This window comes from Actinoplanes sp. NBRC 101535 (assembly GCF_030269225.1).
GTDB classification, from domain to species: Bacteria; Actinomycetota; Actinomycetes; order Mycobacteriales; family Micromonosporaceae; genus Actinoplanes; species Actinoplanes rectilineatus.
Window position 1 is genome coordinate 412,358 of record NZ_BSSY01000004.1, and the last position, 24,584, is coordinate 436,941.

The window sequence follows — 24,584 nt, forward strand, 5'->3', positions numbered from 1 at the left end:
GATGCGTACGGCGACACTGTTGACGACCGCGCTGGCCGCAGCCGGGGGCCTGGCCGCCGTGGCGCTCCTGCGCCCGGACCAGACGCCGGAACCCCGGCCGGTGACCTCCGCAACCGCGGAGGACCACGCGGCAGAGGAGATCACGCACGCCGAACCGGCCAGACTCCCGGTCGGTGAGGTCGCCGCCGGTTCCGGCTCGACCCGGGCCGGGCCGGCCGGCACGCCGCTGGGCTTCGCGCATTCCACGGACGGAGCGGTCAGCGCCGCGACGGCGTGGCTGACCGTGGTCGAGGGCAGTGGTGTCCTCGACCCGTCCCGGCGGGCCGCCATCCTGAAGGCCATCGGCGACGCCGACTTCGTCACGGATGCCGGCCGGCGGATCGCCGACCGGAGAACCGCGCTCGGGACGGTCCACGACGGACACGTCATCGCGCTCGCCCAACCGGAGCTGGGCGCCTTCCGGGTGGTCACCGCCAGTAGGAACAAGGCGTCCGTCGACATCTGGTACCCGTACCAGATCGCCCTGCTCGCGCCGGGCCAGGCGCCCGGACCGGCCGGTTGGAAGCGTGCCCGGATCGCTCTGCGCTGGGACGGCGAACACCGCGACTGGCGTCTCACCGCCGACCCGGCGTTCACCGACGGGCCGGATCCGCAGGCCCAGCGCCCGTCCTTCGTGAGCCGGGCCCAGACCCTCATCCGGTACGGGACCGGCTGGCACACCTACGCCGGAGCCCGGGAGTGAGCGTCACACCGGGTGGCACGGACGCGTTCGACACCGCCATGACCAATGCCGCGGCGTTCCTCGCGCGGAGCCTCTCCTCGCTGTTGAGCACGACCTTCGCCGAACTCAACGCGGTCAAGTCGCCCGACATCGCCACCGAACAGTTCCTCTCCACGTACGCGGCAGGGTCCGGAATTGCGATCTTCGTCCTCGTGGTCATGCTGGCCCGGCTGTTCCACCGCACCTCGTCCGGGCAGATGAGTGGGCAGCAGCTGGCCGACTCGCTGTGGCGATGGGCCCCCGGCGCCATGCTGCTCGTCCTGTTCGGCCCGGCCCTCGGGCAGCTCACGGTGCAACTGACCGACGCGGCCACCACCAGCATCGTGCGGTACTTCAGCGCCGCTGTGGCCTCGCTGCCGGACCGCCTCACGACGATGGTGGTCATCGACGATCCGGCGAAGCTCCCGGGTGGGCCGATCGTCGCCCTGCTCGTCATGGCCGTCGCCTTCGTCGGCGTCGGCGGACTGGTCGGTGGCCTGGTCATCCAGACCCTGGCGCTGTATCTGACCGGCGCCGTCATGGCCGTCGCCTTCGTCGCGACGATCGACCCGGCGACGCGCGGCCGGGCGCTGCGGCTGCCCTCGACCTGGCTCGGCCTGTTGTTCGCCAAGCCGCTGCTGTTCTTCCTGATCGGCGCGCTCGCCCGGATCCTCGATCCGGCGCCGGGCGGCGCCGACGAGGGGTGGGGCCGGTTGATGCCGGCGCTCATGGGGGCGCTGGCGCTGCTGTTCGTCGGCGTCGCCCCGTGGTCACTGATCAGGGCCACTCTGCCGCTGCCGTCGGCGCCCGGCAGCCGGGCCGGCCAGGGGTCCGGTGTGCCGGCCGGTGCCATCGTGTCCGGCGGGAGCTCCACCATGCTCCAGCTGTCCTACCGGCGCCTGCACGGGTCGTTGACCCGGCATGTCGACGAGGCCCGGCCGGCCGGCCCGCACCGGCCGAGACCGGCGATGCTGCGCCCCGGCCGGGACCGGATCAACCGCATCGCACCGGCCGACGGCCCCGGCACCGAGCGCCCGGTCGCGTTCAGCGAACAGGCCATCGACAACGCCCCACCGCCGATGCCCGACCTCGTCCACCGCGGAGAGCCCTGATGACCGACATCCGTTCCTCCCTGCTCGGCGGCGAGCTGCGCCGGCGCACGCTGCTCGGCGGCGCCCGGAGCCGGGAGGGCAATCTGATCCTCGGCGGCGGGCTCGGCACGGCGTTGCTGCTCGCCGTGCTGGTCGGTGGGCTGGTCGGCATCGGCATGGCGCTGATCGTGTTCGCGACGGCATTCGCGCTGACCCTGCAGAACCCGGCCACCGGACGGTCGCCGGGGCGCGAGCTGGCCCTGGCGTTGCGCTGGCGGCAACGGCGCCGCCGGGGCGAGACCCGGCTGCTGCCCCTGCACCTGGCGCAGCCGTTCACCCCTTCGACCGGCACGTCCCGGCGCCGGGAGGCTGTGGCGTGGGCCCGGTCGGTCCGCGCCGAGGCGCCCGGGCTGGAGGGTGTCCAGTGGCTGACCGCCGACGGCGAGCCGGATGCGGTCCTGATGCATCATCCGCCGGGCGAACCGGCGTACCTGTCGGTCGCCATCGAGGTGGACGGACAGGCGCCGGGGCTGCGCACCGACCGTGACTACGACCAGGCCGCCGCCGCGTACGGCCGCCTGCTGAGCCGGCTGGCACGCGAGAGCGGCCTGATCACGGGCGTCCAGTCGGTGACCCGCATCGTTCCGCTCGACTCGGCCGCGCACGAGCAGTGGGCGGCCAGCCACGTCGACCCGGATGCGCCGGAGCTGCTGCTCAGCTCGTACGCCGAACTGGTCCGGATGACCGCCGGAGCGGCCGAGATGGTGCGCCACTATCTCGCCGTCCGCCTCCCGTTGACGCCCGCCTACGCCCGGGAGGCCGCCGCGCTCGCCCCCGGCGAGGAGGGCATGGTCCGGCTCGCCGTCGCGCAGGCACGGTGGGTCGCCTCGCTGGCCGCGCACGCGGGCCTGCACAACCCCCGCATCCTCTCCACCCATCGGCTGGCGGCTCTGTTCCGGCATCTGCAGAACCCGGACTTCCCGCTGGACCAGACCGTCGACGTCTCCCCCGAGACGTGGCTGCGGCCGCAGCGGACGGAACGGGACGCGGTGGTCGTCGATGATCTCTGGTGGCATCGGGTCGCCTCGATCCCTCGTTCGGCGGTGACGGCCGAGCCGGTCGGCACCCGGTGGATCGCACCCCTGCTGTACGGGATGACCGCGCCGGTGCATCGCACGATCGCGCTGAGTGTGACGGTACAACCGGCTGCTCAGGCCCGCCGTCGAGCCCGTCAGGACCTGACCATGGACGTGGGGCAGAACGAGGAGAGCGCCCGGCGGGGCGCCATCGACGACGGTAGCCAGGCGGTGCAGCTGTCCGCCTCCGCGCAGCGGCTCGCGGACCTGCAGCCGGGTTCGGGAATCCACGGCGCCCACTGGGTGGGGTGGGTCGCGGTCAGTTCCCGTACGCAGGCCGACGTCATGGAGGCCGCCACCCGGATCGGCGACGCCGCCGACGAGTGCGGCATCGCCCAGCTCGACTGGCTCACCTATCGGCACGACGAGGCGCTGCCCGCCACCTGGCCGGTGTGGCGAGGAATGGAGACCAGCACATGACCGTCCAGCTCGCACCGAAGGCGTGGCGCTGGCGGCGCTCGCCGCTGCTCGGCCGGTTGGGCCTCTACGCCCCACGATCACCCGGCATCCCGAGCACGACCCGGCAGGCCGAGGTCCTGTGCACGGCCATCTCCGCCCCGCCGACCACGGTGGAGGGACTCGTCAACGGCATCGACCTCACCACCGGTCAACCTGTCTATCACGACCCTTTCACCGCGTACGAGAACAAGATCGTCTCGTCGCCGAACGTGGTCGTCCTCGGTGATCTCGGCAAGGGCAAGTCGAGTCTGATCAAAACCGTGTTCGTGGTGCGGCAGCTGACCTTCCGCAAGCGCCGGGTGGTGGTGGCCGACCGCAAGGACCAGGGCGGCGAGGGCGAGTTCAGCGAGATCTGCCGGCAGTTGGGCGGCAAGCCGGTGCGTTTCGAGCTCGGCGGTGCCGGGAGCCGGCTCAACCTCCTCGATCCGGTCATCAACGTGTCGGCAGCGACGAACAACCACGTCGCCGGCCAGCTGCAACTCCTGCGGGCCGTGGTGCAGACCGCCTCCGGGCGCCCGGTCGACTCGTGGCAGGGCGCCGCGCTGCGGGCCGCTCACCTGCACGCCCTGCGGGTGGCCGAGGCCGACCGGCGTACGCCGGTGCTGGAGGACGTCGTCCGTGCTCTCGGCGAGGCGCCGCCGACCGACCGGTTCGGCGGCCTCGACTCCCCGAACGCCCGGGAGACCTGGGCGGAAGCCGCCCTGACCATGCGGTTCGACCTCGAACGGCTCCTCGGCGACGACCTGGCCGGCCTGTTCGACGGGCCGACCTCCAAGGACGTCGTCCTCTCCGAGCGGCTGACCTCGTTCGACCTGTCCCAGCTGCCCGCCGACGGGCCGGCCATCCCGCTGGTGATGACGGTGCTGAACACCTGGCTCACCAACCTGCTCCGACGCCGGCGCGGGTGGCTGACCACGTTCGTGGCCGAGGAGGGCTGGCACCTCGCCGAGGGGGTCGGCGCCCGGATCTTCCAGCGCAACAGCAAGCTGTCCCGGGGAATCGGCCTGGCCAACGTCGTCGCGCTGCACCACGTCTCGGACATCCCGGTGGATTCGCCGGCCGTCAGCATGCTGACCGAGGCGGGGACCGCCTATCTGTACGCCCAGGGCCGCGAGGCGGACGCGCAGCGTTGCGTGGACCTCTACTCCCTGCCGTCACACCTGGTCGGCGACCTGATGACCCTCCCCCAGGGCATGTGCCTGCTCAAGATCGACGCTGCGGCGCCCCTCGCCATGCAGCACCTCCGATCGCGGTGGGAAGTGGCGATCACCGACACGGACAACGCCATGAATCCGTACCGATAAAGAGACCTTCCACAAAGGTCTCACCTGCGGCTTCCCCACACCCCGACGAGGGTTCCCGGGTCGATCGAAGCCGTTCTCTGAACGGCCCGATCCGGCCGTTCAAGTCCGGATCCACTCCGGAGGTCTTGACTGTCCCGGTCACCGCGCGCCCCCGTCGGGGCGCGCGTTTCGGGAACCTCAGAGAAGGGTGGCGCATGCGCACGGTCGACGACCTGAACGGAGCCATCGACGGTCGCGAGGCCCCCGCGGAAACGATGCCACTGAACGAGACCGAGGCGCTCCGGCATCTCTTCCTCGTCCAGAAACCCGCCCTGCTCGCCTACGCCCGCCGGCTCACCGGCGGCGACGTCCACTGGGCCGAGGACATCGTCCAGGAAACCATGATGCGAGCCTGGCGGCACCTCGACGCCCGCAACGAGAAGGGCCAGTGGAACCGGGCCTGGCTGTTCACGATCGCGAGGCGGGTGACCATCGACCACGTACGGGCGGCGAAGGTGAGACCGGTCGAATACACCGACGAACGCATAGAGATCCCCGGCGACGACACGGAAGAGAAGATCGAACGCGAACTCGATTCCACCGCGGTCCGGGAAGCCGTCGACGCCCTGCCGGAACGGCTACGCAGCACCCTGGAACACCTGTATTTCGAGGAACGCTCCATCGCCGAGACAGCGGCCCTGTTGGGAATTCCGCCCGGCACCGTCAAATCACGTTCCCACCATGGGCTCCGCGCCCTGCGTGACGAACTCGCCGCTCGGGGATTCAGCGGCGGATCGAAGAAGGAGAAATGAGAGCCGCGACAATCCCGGGCCTCGTCACCGTGGCCGCTCTGGTGCTGGGCACGACATCGGCGCAAGCGGCGCCGACCAGCGACGAATACGTGAAGTACTACGTGGTCACGGCCGCGTACGCCGGGTCGCCGGAGAACCTGACCGAGATCGCCACCCGGTTCCTGGGCAGCGGCTCCCGCTCGGCGGAGATCTTCAACCTCAACGTGGGGCGGGAGCAGCCGGACGGCCGGGCGCTGTCCGACGCGAACCGGCTGACGGCGGGCTGGATGATGGTGATGCCGTGGGACGCCGTCGGATCAGCCATCCGGTACGGCGAGCTCCCGTCGAGCACACCCTCGACGCCGGCCCCCACCAAGGCCCCGACGAGCTCCCCCACCAAGACCCCGACCAAGACCCCGACCAAGACGCCCACCACAACCCCGACCACCGTTCCTCCGTACATCAGCGCCCCTCAACCGGTGACGCCGGTCCAGCCCGGATATCTCCCCGGCGGCACCACCGCAGCGGGCACGCCGAACACCGGCTCACGCCCCAGCGGAGCGACGCCGTCCGGCAGCGCGCAGCCCTCCGCGGGGGCCTGTACCGTCCCCGCGTCCAGCACCCGTCTGGACTGGGCGGCACGGCGTCTCGCCGCCGATCAGGCCTGGCCCCGAACCCGGGGAGCGAACCAGGTCATCGCGATCGTCGACTCCGGCGCCGACGGAACACTCCCCCAGCTCAAGGGCCGGATCGGCGTCGGACGGGACCTGGCGGGCACGACGAACCGCGGCGACCTCGACTGCATCGGCACGGGCACCGCGATGGCCGCGCTGATGGTGGCCCAGCCGACACCCGGCAGCGAACTGACGGGCGTGGCGCCGGACGCCTCCGTTCTCCCCCTCCGGGTCCGCGCCGACGCCGGAGTCGCCCGTCCGGGCATTCAAGCCCAGGCCATCGAGTACGCGGTGAGCGCCGGCGCCACGGTCATCGCCCTGGGCCCGGCGGTGGACGCCGGCGCCCCCGAGGTGACCGCCGCCGTCAAGAAGGCGATCGAACAGGACGTGGTGGTCGTTCTCGGCGCCCCGACCACCACTGACGTCAGCGTCCCGGACGCCGTTCCGGGGTTGCTGCGGGTCGCCGGTGTCGGGGAGGACATGCGCGCCGCCGACGCGTACCGCAAGGGCGGCGTCGACCTGGTGGCGCCCGGCCTGCAGGTCACCAGCCTCGGCACCAAGGACGGTGTCGGGTCCGGCACCCACTACGCCGTCGCGTTCGCCGCCGGGCAGGCCGCCCTGGTCCGGGCGGCCTATCCCGCCCTCACCGCGGCCCAGGTCGCCCACCGGATGCAGGTCAGCGCCGATCAGATCGGCGAGGAGACCCAGCCCAGCAGCGAGTTCGGCTGGGGGATGCTCAACCCCGGCGCGGCGACCACCCGGGAACTCCCGGAGGAGGGCGCCGCTCAGCCGTCACCCGTCGGTGACGCCGCGGACGGGACCGCGGCGGCCGACTCCGGCGGCCACGCCGGCCTCGTCACGGTCGTCCTGCTCATCATGCTGGCGGCGCTGGGCTATCTGGGGTACCGCTTCTGGCAGCGCCGGCGTGACGCGATCTTCGACGTCGTACCCGATCCGCGACCGGTCGCGGCGCCGGTGGTTCCGCCGCCCGCGCCGCGACCGCCGGTGGAGACGCCACGGCCGAAGCCGGCCGCAAGCGGTCACTGGACGGACTGAAGGTCGAAGGGGGGTGGGATCTTCCCACCCCCCTTCATCTATGCGTGCGTGATGCCGACGCTGTAGAACTTCACCCGTGCACCCTGCGTGGTGCTCGCGGATGAGGACTGGTTGTAGGCGCCCAACTGGAAGAAGTGCCGGTACGGCCCGAACGAGCTCGGGATCGGATAACTCGTCCGCGACCCGTTCACGGTCAGGTTGATCGTGTCGCCCGACACGTTGATGGCGTACGCCCAGCGCTCACCCAGCGGGACGTTGCCGACCTTGTGCAGGGTCTGCCCGCCCGCCGGCGAGTTCTCGACGCCGATGTAGATGTCACCGGACGGCCGGTAGTACAGCTCCAGCAGCGGCTTCTTCGACGGCCCACCCGCACCGAGGTGCACCTGGCCGACGCACACGTTCCGGGTCACCTGGGCCACCCGCAGCTCGGCGCTGAGCGTGTGGCTGCCGGACCGGGCCCAGTCGGCGAACGAGCCGTCCCGGTTCATCTCCCGCAGCTCGGACCGGGCGTACTTCGACTCCTTCCAGGTCACCCCACGTTCCGGAGCCCAGAACGTCATCGCCCCGTCGGTCCGGTCGGTCCAGAAGTACGCCGGGTTGGTGTACCCGTTCACCCCGGCCAGTTCAGCCGGCGGGATCACGTCGGGGCTGCCGGGTCTACCGGTCGGCAGCTCCAGCCGCCAGACCGCCAGATCGAAATTGCCGCCGGGCGGGAGCTGCGCGTTCAGTCCCGGGCCCGCGGCTCCCCCACCGCCCGGTTCCAGTGTCGGCGGCGTCTCACCGCCGGCCGGCGGTGTCTCGAGATCCGCCGGGGGCGTGTCGCCGTCGGTCGGGACGGTCGAGGTCTCGTGCGGAAGCGTCGCCCGGTCGGTCATGAACTCCCAGGCCTGGTTCGCCGCGCCGGTGCACGTCCAGATCTGCAGTCCGGTACGGTCCGCCCGGCCCCAGTCCGTCACGTCCAGACACTTGCCGGAAGCCGTGTTGACCAGTGCGCCCGCGCGAGGGAACCAGTTCTGCGCCTCGGCACCGTTGCACTCGTACAGCACGGTCCTCGTACCGTTGACGGCGGCACCACCGGTGACGTCGAGGCACTTCCCCAGTGCCCGCAGCGTGCCGTCCTCGTGAAAGGACCACTTCTGCGCCACCGTGTCGTTGCACTCGAAGATCTGCACCTTGGTCCCGTCGACCGAGGACGCGGCGTCGACGTCGACGCACTTACCGGACAGGCCGGTGATGGCCGTCGAGGTGTCCGCGTCGGCCCGGGTGATGCCGATGACACCGATGGTGCCGACCACCGTGATCCCGGCCGCGCCGACCATGAGGTACCTCGTGCGCGCCGTCATCGGACGAGGCTCCACCGCTGGTCACGCTCGGCGTCCACCTGCGCCCACTGCTCCACCCAGTGGCCGTTCCAGGTGCCGTCCGACTCCGCGCCCCGATCCGTGCCGAGGATGTCGAGCACCTTGCCGGTCGCGTGGTTGCGCAGGTGCATCCAGCCGCCGCCGATGTGCTCCAGCTTCCACTGCTGGAAGCGGTCGGTGGGGTTCAGCTTGACCTGGAGGACCTTGGCCCCGTCCCACGTGCCGCCGGACTCGATGCCCATCGCATGCCCGCTGTACGCGTTCACGAACACGACGTAGCCCGCCTCCGGGGCCGCGGTGAGCCGCCAGTACTGATCCTTCTGGTCACGCTTCTCCCAGAGCTGGACATGAGCCCCGACGGTGGTGTTCGCGTCCTTGTCCGGCAGCTCCGCGACCGCGCCCGTCCAGTAGTTGAGCAGCTTGTAGTTCTTCCCGATCTCGAACCCGGCGATGGTGGTGGGTGCCTGCGTGGTCGGCGCCTTGGTCGTCGGGGCCTGAGTGGCCGGCGTCTGCGTCGCCGGGGCCTGCGTGGTGGCAGTTCCGGTCGCCGCGGGCGTCGTCGTCTCCGGGACGGTGGTCGGCGAGGACGTCGTCGGCACTCCGGTCGTCGGCGTCCCGGTCGTCGGCACCCCGGTGGGAGATGACGACGGCGACGGCGAGGACGTGCCGCCGGTCAGCCGGGTGTCCTTCTCGTAGGTGGGCAGGTAGCGCAGCGTGGCGTCGGAGAGCTGCGGGAGATTGGCGCGGGGCACCCCATTCGCGGCCCGGACCGTCGCCTCACCCCACTGGTACGCGGCGAGCGCCAGCCGGTAGGAGTCCGCGCCGGTCAGTCGCCCCAGCTGAGCCTCGAGATCACACATCGCCATGCCCAGCGCCGGGATGGCGTCCTGCGGGTTCCACACCGACGCCGAATCGGACACCTTGTACTGGCGCCACAACGCGGGACTGAACTGCGCGATGCCTTCGGCGCCGTCCGTCGACCGCAGGTTCGGGTCGAACCGCGACATCGCCATCAGCTGCGCGGCGATCCGGTCGGCGGTCACCACCGAACAGATCCGTCCCGCCTTGACGATCGACGCCACGTACGCGTCCGGAACGGGTACCGCCTCCGCCATCGACGGCTCGGCGGCCCCACCACCGGCGTCGACGCGGAACGGGTCCTGGTCGGCATACCAGGCCGCGTACTTCTGCACCAGATCGACATAGGAGCGGGCCGAGTCCGGCACCGCCCTGGCCGCCAGCACGTCGTCGATGCCGACCTTGCTCGCGGCGACCGCGAACTGCCACAGGTCACCGGTCAGCCCCGCGGTACGCAGCTGTCCGACCAGGTCACAGGTCAAATGGGCGAGCGCCTGGACGTTGGCCTCGCTGTCGTCGCGGTTCGCCTCGGCGGCGGGATGCCAGCTCTTCCACCCGTCGTCGGTGAGGCCCGCGATCCCCCGCGTGGCATCCGACGAGAAGCGCGAAGCCGCCATGATCTGGGCCGCCAGCCGCGACGGGGTGAGCGCGGGGCAGGACAGCGACGCGGCGACGATCGCCTCAGCCAGCTCCGGGGGCACCTCCTGCCCCTCCGCCGATCCGCCGGCGGCCAGGGCGGCGATGTCCCCGCGCATCGGCAGCACGCCGCCGACCAGGAGGAGCGCACCGAGCCCGGCGATCGCCACGGGTCGGCGCCCCGCGCGGGGCCACCGCCAACGGACCTTCAGGGACTTCCTGTTCAACGAGGTCATCGACGCACCTTCACTGTCGTGGACACATTCCCGGTCCGACATGCAACGGAACGACATCGGCGGGGGTTCACACCGCAAACGGCGTTCCTTGAACCACCCGCAAACGTCTCCGTTCCTGAAGGGGAGAGTCACTTCTCGCCGGCCGGCGACCGACCAGACACGAGGAACACATGGCACGCGGGAACATGCTGCGCCAGGCGGCGAACGCACAGACGACCAAACCGCCGGACGCGGCCCAGATCGCCGGCATCACGGTCGCCGCGATCGGGCTGGTCCCGCTGCTCGCCGTGGTGCTGGTGTGCCTGGTCGGCATCATCGCCATCACCGGCACCTCCACCCTGGCCACCGACCCGGAGACGGGGGTGTCGTTCGGTCCCGAGCTACTGGGCGAGGGCAACGGGGACGTTGCCGGCGCCATCATCGGCGGCAGCGGCAAGGGCCGCCTCGCCGCGAACGCCGTGCCCCGCCCGGAGCTGGTGCCGGCCCTGGAATCAGCCGGTCAGGAATGCGATCTGATCAGCCCGATCGTGCTGGCCGCACAGATCCAGGTGGAATCGGAGTGGGACCCGGCCACCGTCGGCCCGGACGGCGAACAGGGCATCGCGCAACTTCCTCCCGGCGTCTTCGACGAGTACGGCGAGGACGACGACGACAACGGCACGAAGTCGGTGAACGATCCGATCGACGCCATCCACGCACAGGCCCGATACCTGTGTCACCTCGGAACCCAGGTCCAGCAGCTGCTGGCCGACCACGAGATCGGCGGTGACGCCCTCACCATGACGCTGCTGGCCTGGGACATCGGCATCGACGAGGTCAAGGCCCTCGGCACCCAACTCGTCCCCCTGGACGCCTATCCGTATCAGGTCCGCGGACAGTTCGGCACGTTCTCGACCGGGGAGGACGCACCGTCGCCCTCGCCCACCTCGACGGGGACCACTCCGGGCGGCGGTGCCACTCCGGGGGGCGGTGGTGCTCCCCTGCCCGGCAACACGGGATTCAACCAGGCCGTGTTCAACCAGATGTTCAAGAACGCCATCCCCTTCTACACGTACTCGGCGATGACGACCGCGATGGCCAAATATCCGGCCTTCGCCAGCGGATCCGGCGATGTCGCCAAACGGGAGATCGCCGCCTTCCTGGCCAACGTCAACCACGAGTCCGGTGGCCTGCGCTACGTCGAAGAGCTCAACCAGAGCCTGTGGGGCGACTACTGCAACCGGAACGTCTCGTACGGCTGCCCGGCCGGCCAGCGCGCCTACCACGGCCGCGGACCGATCCAGATCAGCTGGAACATGAACTACAAGGCCGCCGGCGACTCCCTCGGCGTGGACCTGCTGAACCGGCCGGACCTGGTGAAGAACGACGCGAGCATCGCCTGGGGAACCGCCCTGTGGTTCTGGATGACCCAGCCGGGCGCCGGGAAGATGACCCCGCACGCCGCCATCACCGGCGGCAACGGCTTCGGCGAGACGATCCGCAGCATCAACGGCTCCAAGGAGTGCAACGGGCGCATTCCCGCGGCGATCAACTCGCGGGTGCAGGCCTATCAGACGTTCTGCCAGATGCTCGGCGTCAGCCCCGGCGACCGGCTGCGCTGCTGACTGTGAACCCGCAACCTTCGTCCCCTATCGAGGAAGCACCCATGACATCACCGACCGGCACCGAGCCCGAAGCCAAGCCGTTCTTCATCCTGTACCTGCCCGAGCCGGACTTCTCGATCGAGCTGTCGCTGCTCGCCCAGTGGGTTCACGGGCTCCTCGTCCCGGCCTATGCTGAGGAGGTGACGTCGGCCCGCCCCTGGTGCACACAGTGGTGGATGCACACCTCGGCCATCGCTCAACTGCACGGGCTCTGGCTCGCCTGGCAGCAGTTGACCGGCCCCAAGGCCGACCGCCTCGGCCCCACCAGCTGGCATCGCGACTTCCTCGCCCCGACGATGAACGCGCTGCGCTCACCGGACGGCCCGTTCGCCGGCTGCAAACCGCGAACGCATCGCGACAAGGAAGCCCCGCCCATCGAAGCGTTCGGCGAGTGAACGGTCATCCGCACGCCGCCATCGGCAGGAGAGACACCATGGATCAGGACGAATCGCTGTCGCTGGGCAGGATCGAAGCGGCCCTCCGGCAGATGCCGGCCCGGCTGACCGGAACATCGGAATCGGGCGACGTGACAGTGGTGACCACCGAGAACGGCGACATCGAACGGGTACGCCTCGCCCCGTCCGTCTTCGCGAACCCCGATCCGGACGCCCTGAACAAGGACATCGTCGAGGCCGTACGGTCGGCCGCCGCGGCCCGAGCCGATCAGGAGATCGCGCGGATGACGGCCGGCCGCGGCGCTCCGGCCGCCGGGCCCACGAGGCCTTCACTGGCGGCCGCGGCAGGCATCGTCTCCCCGGGCCCGCGCGCCGAGCCCGCCGTGAAGCGGGCACCCGCGGCACCCGCCGCGCCGGCGACGAGGAGCACAGCACGGCGGGCACCCTGACGCGGTCCGGGAGGTGACGGCGCGTGGTCGCCGCGGCGCGGGAAATCCTGCACGAGCCGGTTCCCGCGCCGACGACCGATCAAAGCGCCGACTGGGACCGACGCCCTCGCGCAGGAGGTATAGAAGGGGCCGCCACCGGGCTGGGAAGCTGTTGTTCACGCTGCCTCGCGGTGCGATGAACCGAGCCGGTCAATGCGGCGGACTCAGCCATCGGCCCCGGATAGACAGGACGTTTCGGAGAAGCATCGGGTAACTGCATACCCATACCGGACAGTAGCAGTGCGCCCTGTGGTGACGCCCCTGACCGACGTTCCTGTCCCTGCGTCGCCTGAAACCCGTCGGAGGTCTGGGGAGCACCACCATAAATCTGATTCGGCCGGCGCAGAAAATCGCCTCTCAGGAAATCCGCGGTCCCCGGCAGCTTTCCTTGAGAGAGCAGAGACTCCAATTTTATGCCGGATCGAAGGGTTTCCAACAGATGGTACTTACCATGCCCATAGTGCTGACTGGAGCCGATCAGCAACCGTCCATATTTGCCATGATGACGATTTTCGCCACGCAGGAGACGCGCTCCCGAGCGCATTCTAGCAAAAATCCGGTAAGTCTTGGTCCTCCTGTGCTCCTCTTCGCTCCGCGCATACGATATCGCTTCGTAATTCCACTTGTAATGGGTCTTCAGCTCCTTCAGCGCCTTCTGAATATCATCCCTATCCCCCGGGTCCGCATTTTTCGAGAGATTCACCAAATCTTCTCTCAAGAGGTCGAGAGCCGCCCGCTGAATACGCGCAGGATCAGCTTTGTCTCGACGACGGGGATTCTGTTTGATTTCGGGCGCCCGCATCGATGCCTCCATGGGATCGGCCTACTGCTCTCATCCCGGAACGGATGTCGGCGCATCCGGGTTCACGGCCGACCGATCGCCACGGCACCGGCCGTGGTGGCAAGCAGCCCATCACCTACGCCGCGAAGATTCGGGCCTCGGCGCTACCGCCGCGGGCGCGGCCGGCGCCACCCTCGATCCACCGGCAGGAGCTTCCATTGATTGGCCGGCAACACTTGTCACTTGAGCTGCCGTCGCCTCCCGATGCCTTCTCATATGCTCTTGAAACAGCCCACCGCGGGTCAGCCATTGCGGCGTAGCCCTTCGGCTGCGGACCGCGGGCTGGGGGGCCGGCGCCGTCAATGCGGTCTCTTCAGCACGCGTCTCTGCGGGTTCTTGCGCTTCACCCCGCCCCCCATCGGTCAGGGTCTCAGGAAGCCTCGCCCACTTTTCCAACGCTTGAGAAGGTGTCGTGCCCCCCTCATGGTTGCCTATGTTCGCCAGTTCGTTCCGCATCGTCGCCTCACTGTCGCCGGCCAGCAAGATGCCTCCACGGCGGTTGGGGCGCAAAGCCTCCGACTCCGACTCCGACTCCGACTCTGACTCCAACGGGGGCTCAACCACGGGGCGCGGCGCCTCTGTCAATACCGCCCGTGTCATCTTTGCCCGGAATGCTGTAAAAGTCTCCCCCTCCTTGAACACATCCGAATTGTCACGATTCACGGTTTCCGATTTAGGCGTCGCCGAATATTTGACTCCCACCGTGGCCGATTCAAGGCCCGCCGCCGCGGCCATGGAACGCTGCCGCTTCCCCGACCCCTTAACGACTCCCATTATCGGCACTACCGGCGCTATGGCTTCTTCGCCGGCAGGAACGATAGTAGGGGTAGAGGAAGGCACCCGACGGGTCTGCAGGTTCGCTTCAAAAGGGTGACTTTGCTCGCGAAGGTCCTGAATTGATTCAAGACCCGCCGAGTAAACAGCTTCCCGCCTTCTTCTCTTGGCTTTGTAAACCTCGTCAGACGACTCTGATGGAACTGACGACATCGCTTTCCTGCCCTCCGTAAATTGATCCTCCCCATGAAACGAGCCCCAGCGCCCGGCGGTTCACGTCACCGGACGACAGAAAACTGAAATCGGCATGAAGTCGTCGTCCACAAGGCCGGGCTAGCGTTACCCGCCGTCCCGGAACCCGACGATGAGGTGGAGATATGACGGCGAACGACCTGGATTTCGAGACTCACGTCTTCGACAAGGAATACATCACGCTGGCCGGTACCCGGGAGGCGATCGTCCGGGGTGGACGTGACCTGTTCGGCCGCCTGCCCCGGGCGTTCGAGGGCATCAACCAGATCGCGGTGATCGGCTGGGGGCCGCAGGGGTCGGCCCAGGCGCAGAACCTGCGGGACTCGCTCGACGGCCGGGTCAAGGTCGTGGTCGGGCTGCGGAGCGGGTCCTCGTCGTTCGAGGCCGCCCGCGCTGCCGGGTTCGCCGAGGCCGACGGCACTCTGGGCGAGATGTACGAGGTGATCGCCGCCTCCGACATGGTGTTGCTGCTCATCTCGGACGCCGCGTTGACCGCCCAGTACGAGAAGATCTTCGCGACGCTGCGCCCGGGCGCCACCGTCGGGCTGTCCCACGGGTTCCTGCTCGGCTACCTGGACCAGCTCGGCAGCGGCTTCCCAGAGGGCATCGACGTCATCGCGGTGTGCCCGAAGGGGATGGGCGCGTCCGTACGCGCTCTCTACCTGCAGGGTGCCGACACGAACGGCGCCGGGATCAACGCCAGCTTCGCCGTCGAGCAGGACGCCTCCGGCTGGGCGACCGACCGGGCGCTGGGCTGGTCGGTGGCGCTCGGCGCCCCGTACACGTTCCGGACGACGCTGCGCTCGGAGTACAAGTCGGACCTGACCGGGGAGCGCTCGATCCTGCTCGGTGGCGTGCACGGCATCGTCGAGAGCCTCTACCGCCGTTTCCGCGGCCAGGGGATGAGCGAGACCGAGGCGTACCGGCACTCGGTCGACTGTGTCACCGGCCCCGTCTCGCGCATCGTCTCCAAGGACGGGCTGATCGGCCTGTACGAGCGGCTCGACGCCGCGGGACAGGAGACGTTCGGGCAGGCGTACGCCGCGGCGTACCCGATCGGTCTGGAACTCACCCACGAGATCTACGACGAGGTCGCCTCGGGCAACGAGATCCGCAGCGTCATCCTGGCCGGCGAGCGGCTGACCGACTTCCCGATGGGAAAGATCGATCAGGCGGACATGTGGCGTGCCGGCGAGGTGGCGCGCCAGGATCGCGACGACGCGGATCTGCCGCTCGATCCGTTCACCGCCGGTGTCTTCTGCGGCGTGATGATGGGCCAGATCGACACGTTCATCGCCAAGGGCCACCCGTATTCGGAGATCGCCAACGAGTCGGTCATCGAGGCGACCGATTCGCTCAACCCGTACATGCATGCCCGGGGTGTCTCGTTCATGGTGGACAACTGCTCGACGACCGCCCGGCTCGGATCCCGCAAGTGGGCGCCGCGCTTCGACTACCTGCTGACCCAGACGGCGTACCCCGCTGTCGACCACCGGACCAGCCCGCTGGACCTCACCCTGGTCGAGGCGTTCGCGAAGCACCCCATCCACGAGGTGCTGCGGATCTGCGCCCAGATGCGTCCGACTGTCGACATCTTCGTGGCATGAACGAGCGTGACGCCGTGTTCGCCGATCTGCTGACCGGCAGCTACGCCACACTCACCGGCAAGGCGCTGGTACCGGACGGGCTGCACGGCGCCGAGGCCGCCGCATGGCTGTATTCGGCACCGTTCGGCCTGCTCGCCCACGGCACCTCCGCCGACCCGCTGTTCGTGTACGCCAACCTGATGGCGCAGGGCCTGTTCGGCTACACCTGGGACGAGTTCGCCGGCCTGCCCTCCCGGCTCTCGGCCGTCGGCGATGCGCGGGACGAACGCCACCGGTTCATGGACGACGTACGGCGGAACGGCTACGCCGACGGCTACCGCGGTCTGCGGGTGGCGAAGACGGGACGGCAGTTCTGGATCGAGGATGTCACCGTCTGGAACCTCGTCGCCGGCGACGGCACACCGGCCGGCCAGGCGGCTCTGATCCGCGGGTGGACCGACGCCTGACGACGGCGCCGAACCGCATCAAGTGCGAGGAAGTTTTCGTCCACTTGCCGCCGCTACGGTTCGATTCATGGCTATATGAGCCAATCGCCGATGAAAGGGTTCACCATGAGAAACAGCCGCAGGGTCGCCACTTTCCTGGCCGGGCTCACCGTCGCCACCGCCGGGTCGGCGATCACCGCCTCCGCAGCGCAGGCCGCCTATGTCTGCAGTTCCGCCCGTGAGGAGATCTGCGTCTACCAGAACGCGAACTTCACCGGCTCGGTCTATGTCATGCACGGCGAAGGCCTCCGGGATTTCGCGGGTAAGACCTTCGCCAACGGCGAACCGCTCGACAACCAGGCCTCGTCGATCGACAACCGGAGCAAGACCGTCGTCTTCCTCGGCCGTAACGCGCCGTGCAAGGACTATTTCTACGGCCTCAGCCCCGATGAGAAGCTCAACGACCTTAGCAACGTGCCGTGGGAGACCCCCGAAATGCCGGGCGGCGACTTCGACAACAAGCTGTCCACCGTCTGTTAGCGATCCCCGGGAAGGTCGATATGGCCTTCCCGGGCCCTCCCGCTCCGGTCGGATACGCTGTGCCGTCCGGTTTCTCGCTATCAAAGGGGTCCACGATGTCGGGCCCTGACGAGCTTTCGCTGCGGATTCTCGGACCACTGCAGATCGTGTACGCCGGAGTCCAGGTGCCCCTGCCGCCGCGGCAACAGGCGAGTCTGCTCGCGCTGCTGCTGGCCCGGGAGGGCAGGCCGACCGACGTCTCCACTCTCGTCGAGCTGATCTGGGGGCACGACGCCCCGGCCAGCGCTGTCAACAGTCTCCAGAAGTACGTCGGGACACTGCGGCGGATCATGCAGCCGGGTCTTCCCGCCCGCGATCCGGGTACGTATCTGAGGCGCGAACGCCACGGCTATCTGATCGACGCCGGGCCCGGGACTCTCGATCTCGCGCGTTTCCGGGAGCTGGTCAGCCGTGCGGCGTCGCTGCTCGCCGACGGTCGACCGGAGGCCGCGCTCGACGCGTACACCGAAGGCTTGGTTCTGTGGCATGGCCCGGTCGCCGAGGGTCTGCGGAACGACGGAACCGCCGCGGCATCCGTCTTCGCCGCTCTCGACGGTGACTTCCTGGACACCTGCGTACGGGCATCCGAGCTGGCGACGTCACTGGGCCGACCGGACCGGGTGCTTCGGGCGTTGCGGATGGCCGCCGCCATGGCTCCCCTGAACGAGGCGGTGCACGCCGGCCTGATCGTCTCCTTGGCGGCGGCGGGTCAACAGGCCGAGGCCCTGGTGGTCTTCGGCACGGTCCGGGCGCGGATCGCCGAGGAACTGGGCGTTCAGCCGGGCCCGGCCCTGTCGGCCGCACACCGGCGGGTGCTGACCGGGAACCTGACACCGGTGACGCCGGCCCACTCCCCGAGGCCGGCGAGGACGGACGGGGGCCTGGTCGGGCGCGGCGCCGAGCTGGCCGCTCTGCGGCAGGCCGTGGAGGCGGCGCTCGGCGGCGCCTCGGGTCTGGTCCTCGTCGAGGGTGAACCCGGCAGCGGGAAGACCCGGCTGCTCGAGGAGATCGCCGGCGAGGCCGGCCGGCTCGGATCACTCGCGGTCTGGGGACGCTGTCTCGGCGGCGACGGCACGCCGTCGATGTGGCCGTGGGTTCAAGTGGTCCGCACCCTTCTCGCGGAGTTGCCGGCCTCGGACCGGACGCGGTGGCTCTCCGGGGAGCTTCGTCGTCTCACGGCGTCCCCCGGCGACGAGCAACCCGACCAGGGCACCCGGTTCCGGCTCTTCGAACAGGTCGTCGCCGTGATCGGGGAGGTCTCGGGACGGCGACCGGTCCTGCTTCTGATCGACGATCTGCAGTGGGCCGACGCCGCGTCCCTGCAACTGTTCGGGCATCTGGCGGCCCGGCTGCCCCGCCGGGCCGTGGTCGTCGGCGCGCTACGGGACAGGACGCCGGATCCCGGCTCGGAGTTGACCCGGGTCCTCGCGCTGGCCAGCCGGACGCCGCGTTACCGCCGGATCCACCTCGGTGCCCTCGACCTGGCCGCGACGGGCGAGCTGGTACGACGCGACACCGGTCAGGTCCCCGGACACGAGGTGGTGCGGGCCATCCACCTGCGAACCGCCGGCAACCCGTTCTTCGTCCGGGAACTGACCCGGCTCCTGGCCGACGGGGGTGACCTGACCGCCGAGGCCACCGCGCGGGCGAAGGTCCCCTCCACCGTCCGGGACGTGGTCGGCAACCGGCTGGCCGGACTCGACGACGCCGCGCGGGACCTACTCCGGATCGCCGCGCTCATCGGCCGCGACGTCGACATACGGCTGCTCGCCGACGTGGCCGGGGTCGGCGTGCCTGCCTGCCTCGACCTCACCGAGCGGCTGGAGACCGCCGGCCTGCTGCGGCTCGACCGGGACAGCTCGCTCTTCCTGCACTTCAAACACGATCTGGTACGGGAGTCGGTTGTCGCCGCCACGCCGTCCCCGCTGGCCGCCGAGCTGCACCTGCGGATCGCCGACGCGCTGGAACGCTCCGGCCCGGACGATGAGGTAGCGGAAAGCCTCGCCCACCATCTGCTGGCCGCCGGACCGCTCGCCGGGCGGGCGAGGACAGCCACCGCGCTGCTTCACTCCGGCCGCCATGCCGCCGCCAAGTCAGCTCTTGAGGTCGCCACCGACCGTCTGGAAGCGGCAGCCGAGACGGCACGATCGGCTTCCGAACCGGAGCTGGAGTTGTCCGCGCTCTCGCGGCTCACCGCCGTCGCGGGGATGCGCGCCGGGTATCACTCGTCCGCTCCCGAACGGCTGGAACGGGCCGAACGACTGGCCAGAGAACTCGGCCGGGAGCGGGAGGCCACCGCCTTCCTGTTCTCCCGGCGGGCCGCATACTCCCAGGCGGCCCGGCTCGACCTGAGCGGCAGGCTGGCACGGCAGCTGCTTGACGACGGCAGCGCGTCCGCCGACCCGGTCGTCCGCGCGTACGGCTATCAGGCCTGGGGCATCCACCAATGGGATCTCGGTAACGTCGGTGAGGCGTACCGCCATCTCAGCCGGACGGACGGCGACAACGGCGACGGCCGGCGCAGCGAGCAACCGCTGCGGTACGACCTCGGGCTGCTCTCGGCCGGGATCCTGGCGGAGACGACCGCGCTGCACGGCGACGTTCCCGCCGCCCGCGCACTGCTCGACGACCTCGAGGCCGCTGCCGGCGACGATCCGTACGCCATCACTGTCGTGACCAGTTTCGCGGCGCGTGTCGCGGCGCTGGCCGGGAATCCCGCCTGGGCGCTGGCCGCTGCCGGCCGCGGCATCGCCGCGGATCCCGGGTACTCCTACACCTTCTTCGGCGCCTACCTGCGGCTGGCCCGGTACTGGGCGCGGGCGGTCACCGGTGACGCCTCCGCCGCACCCGCCGCCGAGCGCCTCGTCGCCGCGGTGCTGCTCGACCCGCCCCGCTCGAACCTGCACACGTGGTACGCGTTGTGCGGCGAGATGTGGCTGGAATCCGGCCGGCCGACCGAGTCCGCGCGGGCCCTGAACGAGGCCGACCGGTTCCTCGACGCCCACGGCCAGCGGTACGCCGAGGGCCTGCTGCTGCTGTTGCGGGCCCGGCACCGGCATGCCCGGGGCGAGCCGCTCCCCGCCGTACGCGCGGCGGCCGAACACGCCCGGGCGCTGTCGATCGCGCGGGAGGCGCATCTCTTCGCGCACCGGGCCGCCGGCTTCCTGGCCACGCTGCCGGAAGCCGGCGGCTGACCGTCAGGCGCCGGCGTGGGCGGCCGCCGCCAGGATCGCCTCGACCGTCGTCTCCGGGTGCGACACCATCGACAGGTGCGAGGCCGCGACCTCGGAGATCTTCGCGCCGGCCCGCTCGGCCAGGGACCGCTGGGTGGCCTCCGGGATCACCAGGTCGTCGGTGCCCACCACGGCCCAGCTCGGCAGCGTGCGCCAGGCTGCGGTCGTCGTCGGGGCGGCGTTGGCTCCCAGGGTGATCGGACGCTGACCGGTGACGATCAGGTCCGCCTGCGCCTTGGGCAGGTCCTGGGCGAAGTAGCGGTACACGGTGTCGGCCTTCAGGAACGCCTCCGCGTCACCCTCGGGCGCACCCGGATAGCCGGCGATGTCCAGCACGGTGGTCGGGTCCGGCACGTCGAGCGCGGAACCCGAACCGCCGAGGATCGCGAAGATGCTCTCGCCCTCGGCCGGGATGAAGGCGTTGACGTAGACCAGCGCGCGCACGTCGCCCCCGGCGCCGGCGGCGTTCGTGATGACGACACCGCCGTACGAGTGGCCGACGAGGACGACCGGTCCGCTGGTCCGCTGCGCGAGGAAGGACGTGAGGTAGGCGGCGTCGGGTTCCACACCGCGCAGCGCGTTCGGCGGCGCCAGCACGTCGAATCCCTGCCCCCGCAGCTCGGAAGCCACCGTGTTCCAGCTCGAGGCATCGGCCCAGGCCCCATGGACGAGGACGATGGAAGGCTTGGTCATCTCGTTTCCCCCTGTGTCAGTCGGTCCGGCTGATACTGGCGGCAACGAGTGGAGATTCTCTGAACGGAGACTTCATCCCTCGCCGGATCGCAGGAGATCGGTGACGCGGCGCAGGAACAGCAGACCCTCACCCTCGGCGGCGAGCGCTTTCACCCGGTCGGCGGCGGCCTCGACGACGTCGGCCGGTGCGCCTCGGTCGCGGGCCAGTCGTGCCCGCAGCGCCAGGATCAGGCCTTCGGCGTAGCGCTGCCCGTACCGTTCGAGGGCCTGCTCGGCCCGGTCCAGGGCGGCCCCTGCCTGGTCGAGAGCATCGATCGTCAGGTGCAGTTCGGCGAGCGCCGCGTACCAGGCGGCGACGGAGGAGCGTGGGGGTTCGAGAAGGTGGGCCTCGATGATCCGCTCGATCTCGGCCGCGGCCCGGTCCGGGTCCCGGCCGAGCATGCCGGTCCCCCACCACCAGGCCAGCCTCTGGGTGGTGCCCAGATACTCGAAGGCGAGCTCGGGGTCCACGGCGATGCCGTCCTCCGCGGCGGTCAACGCCCATTCCGGGTCACCGGCCACCGCCCCCGACAGCGCGACGAAGGTGGCCCAGAAGGTGACCGCGTACGGATCGTCCCCGGCGTCGGCCCGCATCCGCGCGAATCGAGCCCGGGCGTCCGGGACGTCGTCGTGCAGGGTGGCCATCAGCCCGAGCATCCCGGCTGCCAGCAGCTTCTGGTCGCGCAGCAGCGGAGCGGCCTCCGCCCGGACGGCGCCCGCCGCCACCGCACGGTCGACCCTCCGCAGGTGGCGGAGGGACTCGCCGATCGCACCGATCTCCCACTGGTGCACCGCCCAGGCGAGCCAGCCGTAGATACGTACCATCGGATCGGCCGACACCTCGCCGCCCTCCCGCAGCCGGCGGGCCAGCCGCCCGCTGGCCTCGATCTGCATGCCCTGGGAGTATCCGGTCCAGCGGGTGAACAACAGGCTCGTCGCCTCCAGTTCCCGGCCGAGGCCACGCGCCAGGTCCTCGGAGCGCTCCAGGATGTCGGGCGGGGCGCCGACGTATCCCTTCTGCATCCCGAGAACCATGGTGAGCTGTGACAGGGTGGCGAGTTCGATCTCCGCCAGGCCGGACCCGCGCGCTACCCGGGCTGCCAGCCGGAGGTGCCGCTCGGCGACGTCGAAGGCGGACTTGGCCGCCGCGCGCCGGCCGGCGTGCAGCAGTGCGGTGGCGGTCCGGGACGGATCCGCCAACGGGCCGGCCGACCACAGGTGATGGGCGAGCCGCTCGGCGATCGGCTCACCGCCCGGCTCGGCGTCCTCGATCGCGTCGGCCACCCGCAGATGCAGCCGGGGAACGCTGCGCGGTGGCGTGGTCCGGGCGACTGATTCGCGTACCAGATCGTGGGTGAACCACACGGCGAGCGGGTTGCCCGGGGCCGGGCCGATCAGCCCGAGCTCCTCCACCGGTTCGAGGTGTCGCCGGCACTCCGGGACTTCCAGCCCGGCGACCCGCGCGAGCAGTTCGACGTCGACCTCGCGCCCGATCAGGGCGGCGATTCTCAGCAGCCCCAGCGCGGTGTCGTCGAGACCGGCCATCCTGTCCTGGACGACATCGCGGACGGTCGCGGGCACTGCGGCGCGGAACCCGTCCTCCGCGACGAGTTCCCCGCCGTCGGCCGCCAGCAGCCGCGACAGCTCCCGGACGAAGAACGGGTTGCCGCCGGTACGGGCATGAATGTCACGGGAGACGCCGGCCACCGGCGTCCGTCCGGTCACCCGGCTCACGAGTTCGGTGACGTCCTTCGGGGCCAGGGGGCCGAGGCGGACACGTCGGTGGCCGGTCGTCCGGCTGACCCCGTCCACTATCCGGGTGAGCTCCGATCCCGGTGTCGGGGCGTGCGTGCGGAACGCTCCGATCAGGGCGGCGCCGGCCGGCAGGCGGGCGCCGAGGTGGCCGAACAGGTCCAGAGAGGCGAGGTCGGCCCACTGCAGATCGTCGATCACCACCACCACCGGCCGCCGCGACGCCGCGACCGCGACGAGCTCCGTCGCCTGTTCGAACAGGCGGAGCTGCAGTCCGCTGTCCGGCTGCAGGGGCGCCCCCGGCGAGATGTCCCGCGGGACGACGAGCCGGCCCAGCTCCCCGGCTTTCCACTCCGGACGTGCGGCGGCGGGCATGTCGTCCAGAAGCGCGACGACCACCTGGACCCACGGCCACATCGCCGGTGTTCCGTCCCCCTCCAGGCACCGGCCCCAGACGACACGGGCGCCGCCCCGCTCCGCCTCCGCGGAGGCCTCCTCGATCAGCCTGGTCTTGCCGACGCCGGGTTCGCCCTCCACCACGGCCAGCCCGGTGCCGCCGGCGAGGACCCGCTCGACCCCCTGACGCAGCGCCGTCAGCTCCTCATGGCGGCCCACCAGGGCACCGGGACGCCGCGCCCGCCCCGCCGGCGTGGTGACGGCCGCCGGCGCCGGGGCACCGTCACCGACGAGCCGCTCCACGGCTCGCAGCGCGGGCCCCGGATCGATGCCGAGCTGCTCGGCCAACCGGTCCCGGACCGACGTGAGCAACGCCTGTGCCTCGGCCCGCTGACCGGACGCGGCCAGAGCGGAGGCGAAAGCCGCCTGAACGGGTTCGTGCATCGGGGCCATCGAGGCGGCCAGGCGCAGGTGCGGGAGCATGCGCTGCGGCTGCCCGAGCGACGAGGCGAGGGTGGTGGCGGCCAGGCAGGCGGTGAGGAACTCCTCGTCGAGTTCGGCGAACACCCGCCGCGCGGTGGCGCCGCTGCCGAGCGTGTCACCGGCGGGGCCACGCCAGAGCCGCAGTCCCTCGTCGTACCGGTCGAGAGCCCGCTCCCGGTCCGGTCCGGCCGATGCCTCCTCGACCAGCGCGCGGAACGCGACGAGGTCCACGACCTCACGATCGGCGGCCAAGAGGTACCCGTTGCCGTGGAGCCGGAGGTAGGACCCACTGTCCCGATACGCGAGGTCCGGTTCGAGGAGCCGCCGCAGGGCACCGACGTGCTTCTGGATGACGTTCACGGCGCTCGGCGGGACGCGGTCCTCCCAGATCAGGTCGATCAGCTCACTGACGCTGACCGGCTGTCCGGTACGGGCGAGCAGCACCGCGAGCAGAAGAGCCTGCTGGCGGGGGCCCGGAGCGACGTCCACGCCACCGCGCTCGATGCGCAACGGCCCCAGGATCTGCATGCGTGCCGAGCCGGCCCCGCCCGCCATCGGCACCCCACCCCACATCGCCCCGTTGCCCGATCGGGCATCCGGCGCCGGTAGGACGGCCGAAGTCTACCGGGTGGGTTCGGATATC

The 24,584-nt window shown here is 70.5% G+C and carries 18 protein-coding genes; 13 read left to right on the forward strand and 5 right to left on the reverse strand.

What is annotated here, in order from left to right; all coding sequences use genetic code 11:
• Position 1 precedes the first annotated feature (1 nt).
• The 6 genes from QSK32_RS13855 (at position 2) to QSK32_RS13880 (ending at position 7,250) form a co-directional block, all read left to right on the forward strand.
• Complete coding sequence (locus tag QSK32_RS13855; RefSeq protein ID WP_285472130.1) at positions 2-742, forward strand: DUF8175 domain-containg protein; 741 nt, start codon at positions 2-4, stop codon at positions 740-742.
• Positions 739-1,872, forward strand: a complete 1,134-nt coding sequence (locus QSK32_RS13860; protein WP_285472131.1) for a hypothetical protein — start codon at positions 739-741, stop codon at positions 1,870-1,872. Before QSK32_RS13855 ends, QSK32_RS13860 begins: the two co-directional genes overlap by 4 nt.
• Entirely contained in the window at positions 1,872-3,407 is a 1,536-nt protein-coding gene (locus QSK32_RS13865; protein WP_083448692.1) for an SCO6880 family protein, read from the forward strand. Before QSK32_RS13860 ends, QSK32_RS13865 begins: the two co-directional genes overlap by 1 nt.
• Positions 3,404-4,750 (forward strand): putative type IV secretion/conjugal transfer ATPase, encoded by a 1,347-nt coding sequence (locus tag QSK32_RS13870; RefSeq protein ID WP_285472132.1) that lies wholly within the window; start codon positions 3,404-3,406, stop codon positions 4,748-4,750. Before QSK32_RS13865 ends, QSK32_RS13870 begins: the two co-directional genes overlap by 4 nt.
• A 194-nt stretch (positions 4,751-4,944) precedes the next feature.
• Positions 4,945-5,541, forward strand: coding sequence for a sigma-70 family RNA polymerase sigma factor (locus QSK32_RS13875; protein ID WP_052720056.1), 597 nt, complete (start codon positions 4,945-4,947; stop codon positions 5,539-5,541).
• Positions 5,538-7,250, forward strand: a complete 1,713-nt coding sequence (locus QSK32_RS13880) for a S8 family serine peptidase (protein ID WP_285472133.1) — start codon at positions 5,538-5,540, stop codon at positions 7,248-7,250. The genes QSK32_RS13875 and QSK32_RS13880 overlap by 4 nt, the downstream gene beginning before the upstream one ends.
• Before the next feature lie 38 nt (positions 7,251-7,288).
• On the opposite strand, the gene QSK32_RS13885 is transcribed toward QSK32_RS13880, so the two are convergent.
• Both QSK32_RS13885 and QSK32_RS13890 read right to left on the reverse strand, forming a co-directional pair.
• The gene (locus QSK32_RS13885) at positions 7,289-8,593 is read right to left on the reverse strand and encodes a polysaccharide lyase family 7 protein (RefSeq protein ID WP_285472134.1); all 1,305 of its coding nucleotides are present in this window, start codon (positions 8,591-8,593) and stop codon (positions 7,289-7,291) included.
• Entirely contained in the window at positions 8,590-10,341 is a 1,752-nt protein-coding gene (locus QSK32_RS13890; protein WP_285472135.1) for an RICIN domain-containing protein, read from the reverse strand. Before QSK32_RS13890 ends, QSK32_RS13885 begins: the two co-directional genes overlap by 4 nt.
• Before the next feature lie 170 nt (positions 10,342-10,511).
• Between QSK32_RS13890 and QSK32_RS13895 the strand changes: the two genes are divergently transcribed.
• From QSK32_RS13895 to QSK32_RS13905, 3 genes are read left to right on the forward strand one after another with little or no spacing between them, the layout of a single operon-like run.
• A complete protein-coding gene (locus QSK32_RS13895) occupies positions 10,512-11,945 on the forward strand; it encodes a glycoside hydrolase family 19 protein (protein WP_045739684.1) in 1,434 nt (477 codons plus the stop codon).
• Positions 11,946-11,986: 41 nt separating this feature from the next.
• Positions 11,987-12,379, forward strand: coding sequence for a DUF4913 domain-containing protein (locus QSK32_RS13900; RefSeq protein WP_045739683.1), 393 nt, complete (start codon positions 11,987-11,989; stop codon positions 12,377-12,379).
• A gap of 38 nt (positions 12,380-12,417) precedes the next feature.
• Positions 12,418-12,828, forward strand: a complete 411-nt coding sequence (locus QSK32_RS13905) for a YbaB/EbfC family nucleoid-associated protein (RefSeq protein ID WP_045739682.1) — start codon at positions 12,418-12,420, stop codon at positions 12,826-12,828.
• A gap of 79 nt (positions 12,829-12,907) precedes the next feature.
• On the opposite strand, the gene QSK32_RS13910 is transcribed toward QSK32_RS13905, so the two are convergent.
• Positions 12,908-13,669 carry a hypothetical protein gene (locus QSK32_RS13910; protein WP_157410666.1) on the reverse strand — a complete coding sequence of 254 codons (762 nt, stop codon included), beginning with the start codon at positions 13,667-13,669 and terminating at the stop codon, positions 12,908-12,910.
• A 1,190-nt stretch (positions 13,670-14,859) separates the two neighbouring features.
• On the opposite strand from QSK32_RS13910, the gene QSK32_RS13915 reads away from it, so the two are divergent.
• From QSK32_RS13915 to QSK32_RS13930, 4 genes are all read left to right on the forward strand, one after another.
• Positions 14,860-16,341: a ketol-acid reductoisomerase gene (locus QSK32_RS13915; RefSeq protein WP_045739681.1), complete on the forward strand. Its 1,482-nt coding sequence runs from the start codon at positions 14,860-14,862 to the stop codon at positions 16,339-16,341.
• A complete protein-coding gene (locus QSK32_RS13920; RefSeq protein WP_045739680.1) occupies positions 16,338-16,787 on the forward strand; it encodes an MEKHLA domain-containing protein in 450 nt (149 codons plus the stop codon). Before QSK32_RS13915 ends, QSK32_RS13920 begins: the two co-directional genes overlap by 4 nt.
• A 105-nt stretch (positions 16,788-16,892) precedes the next feature.
• Positions 16,893-17,306 carry a peptidase inhibitor family I36 protein gene (locus tag QSK32_RS13925; RefSeq protein WP_169792391.1) on the forward strand — a complete coding sequence of 138 codons (414 nt, stop codon included), beginning with the start codon at positions 16,893-16,895 and terminating at the stop codon, positions 17,304-17,306.
• A gap of 95 nt (positions 17,307-17,401) precedes the next feature.
• The gene (locus tag QSK32_RS13930; protein WP_285472136.1) at positions 17,402-20,539 is read left to right on the forward strand and encodes an ATP-binding protein; all 3,138 of its coding nucleotides are present in this window, start codon (positions 17,402-17,404) and stop codon (positions 20,537-20,539) included.
• Positions 20,540-20,542: 3 nt separating this feature from the next.
• Here the strand turns inward: QSK32_RS13930 and QSK32_RS13935 are convergent, their stop codons facing one another.
• Positions 20,543-21,271, reverse strand: coding sequence for an alpha/beta fold hydrolase (locus QSK32_RS13935; RefSeq protein ID WP_045739677.1), 729 nt, complete (start codon positions 21,269-21,271; stop codon positions 20,543-20,545).
• Positions 21,272-21,343: 72 nt separating this feature from the next.
• On the reverse strand, positions 21,344-24,496 hold the full coding sequence (locus QSK32_RS13940) for an ATP-binding protein (RefSeq protein ID WP_285472137.1): 3,153 nt from the start codon (positions 24,494-24,496) through the stop codon (positions 21,344-21,346).
• Between the last annotated feature and the right edge of the window lie 88 nt (positions 24,497-24,584).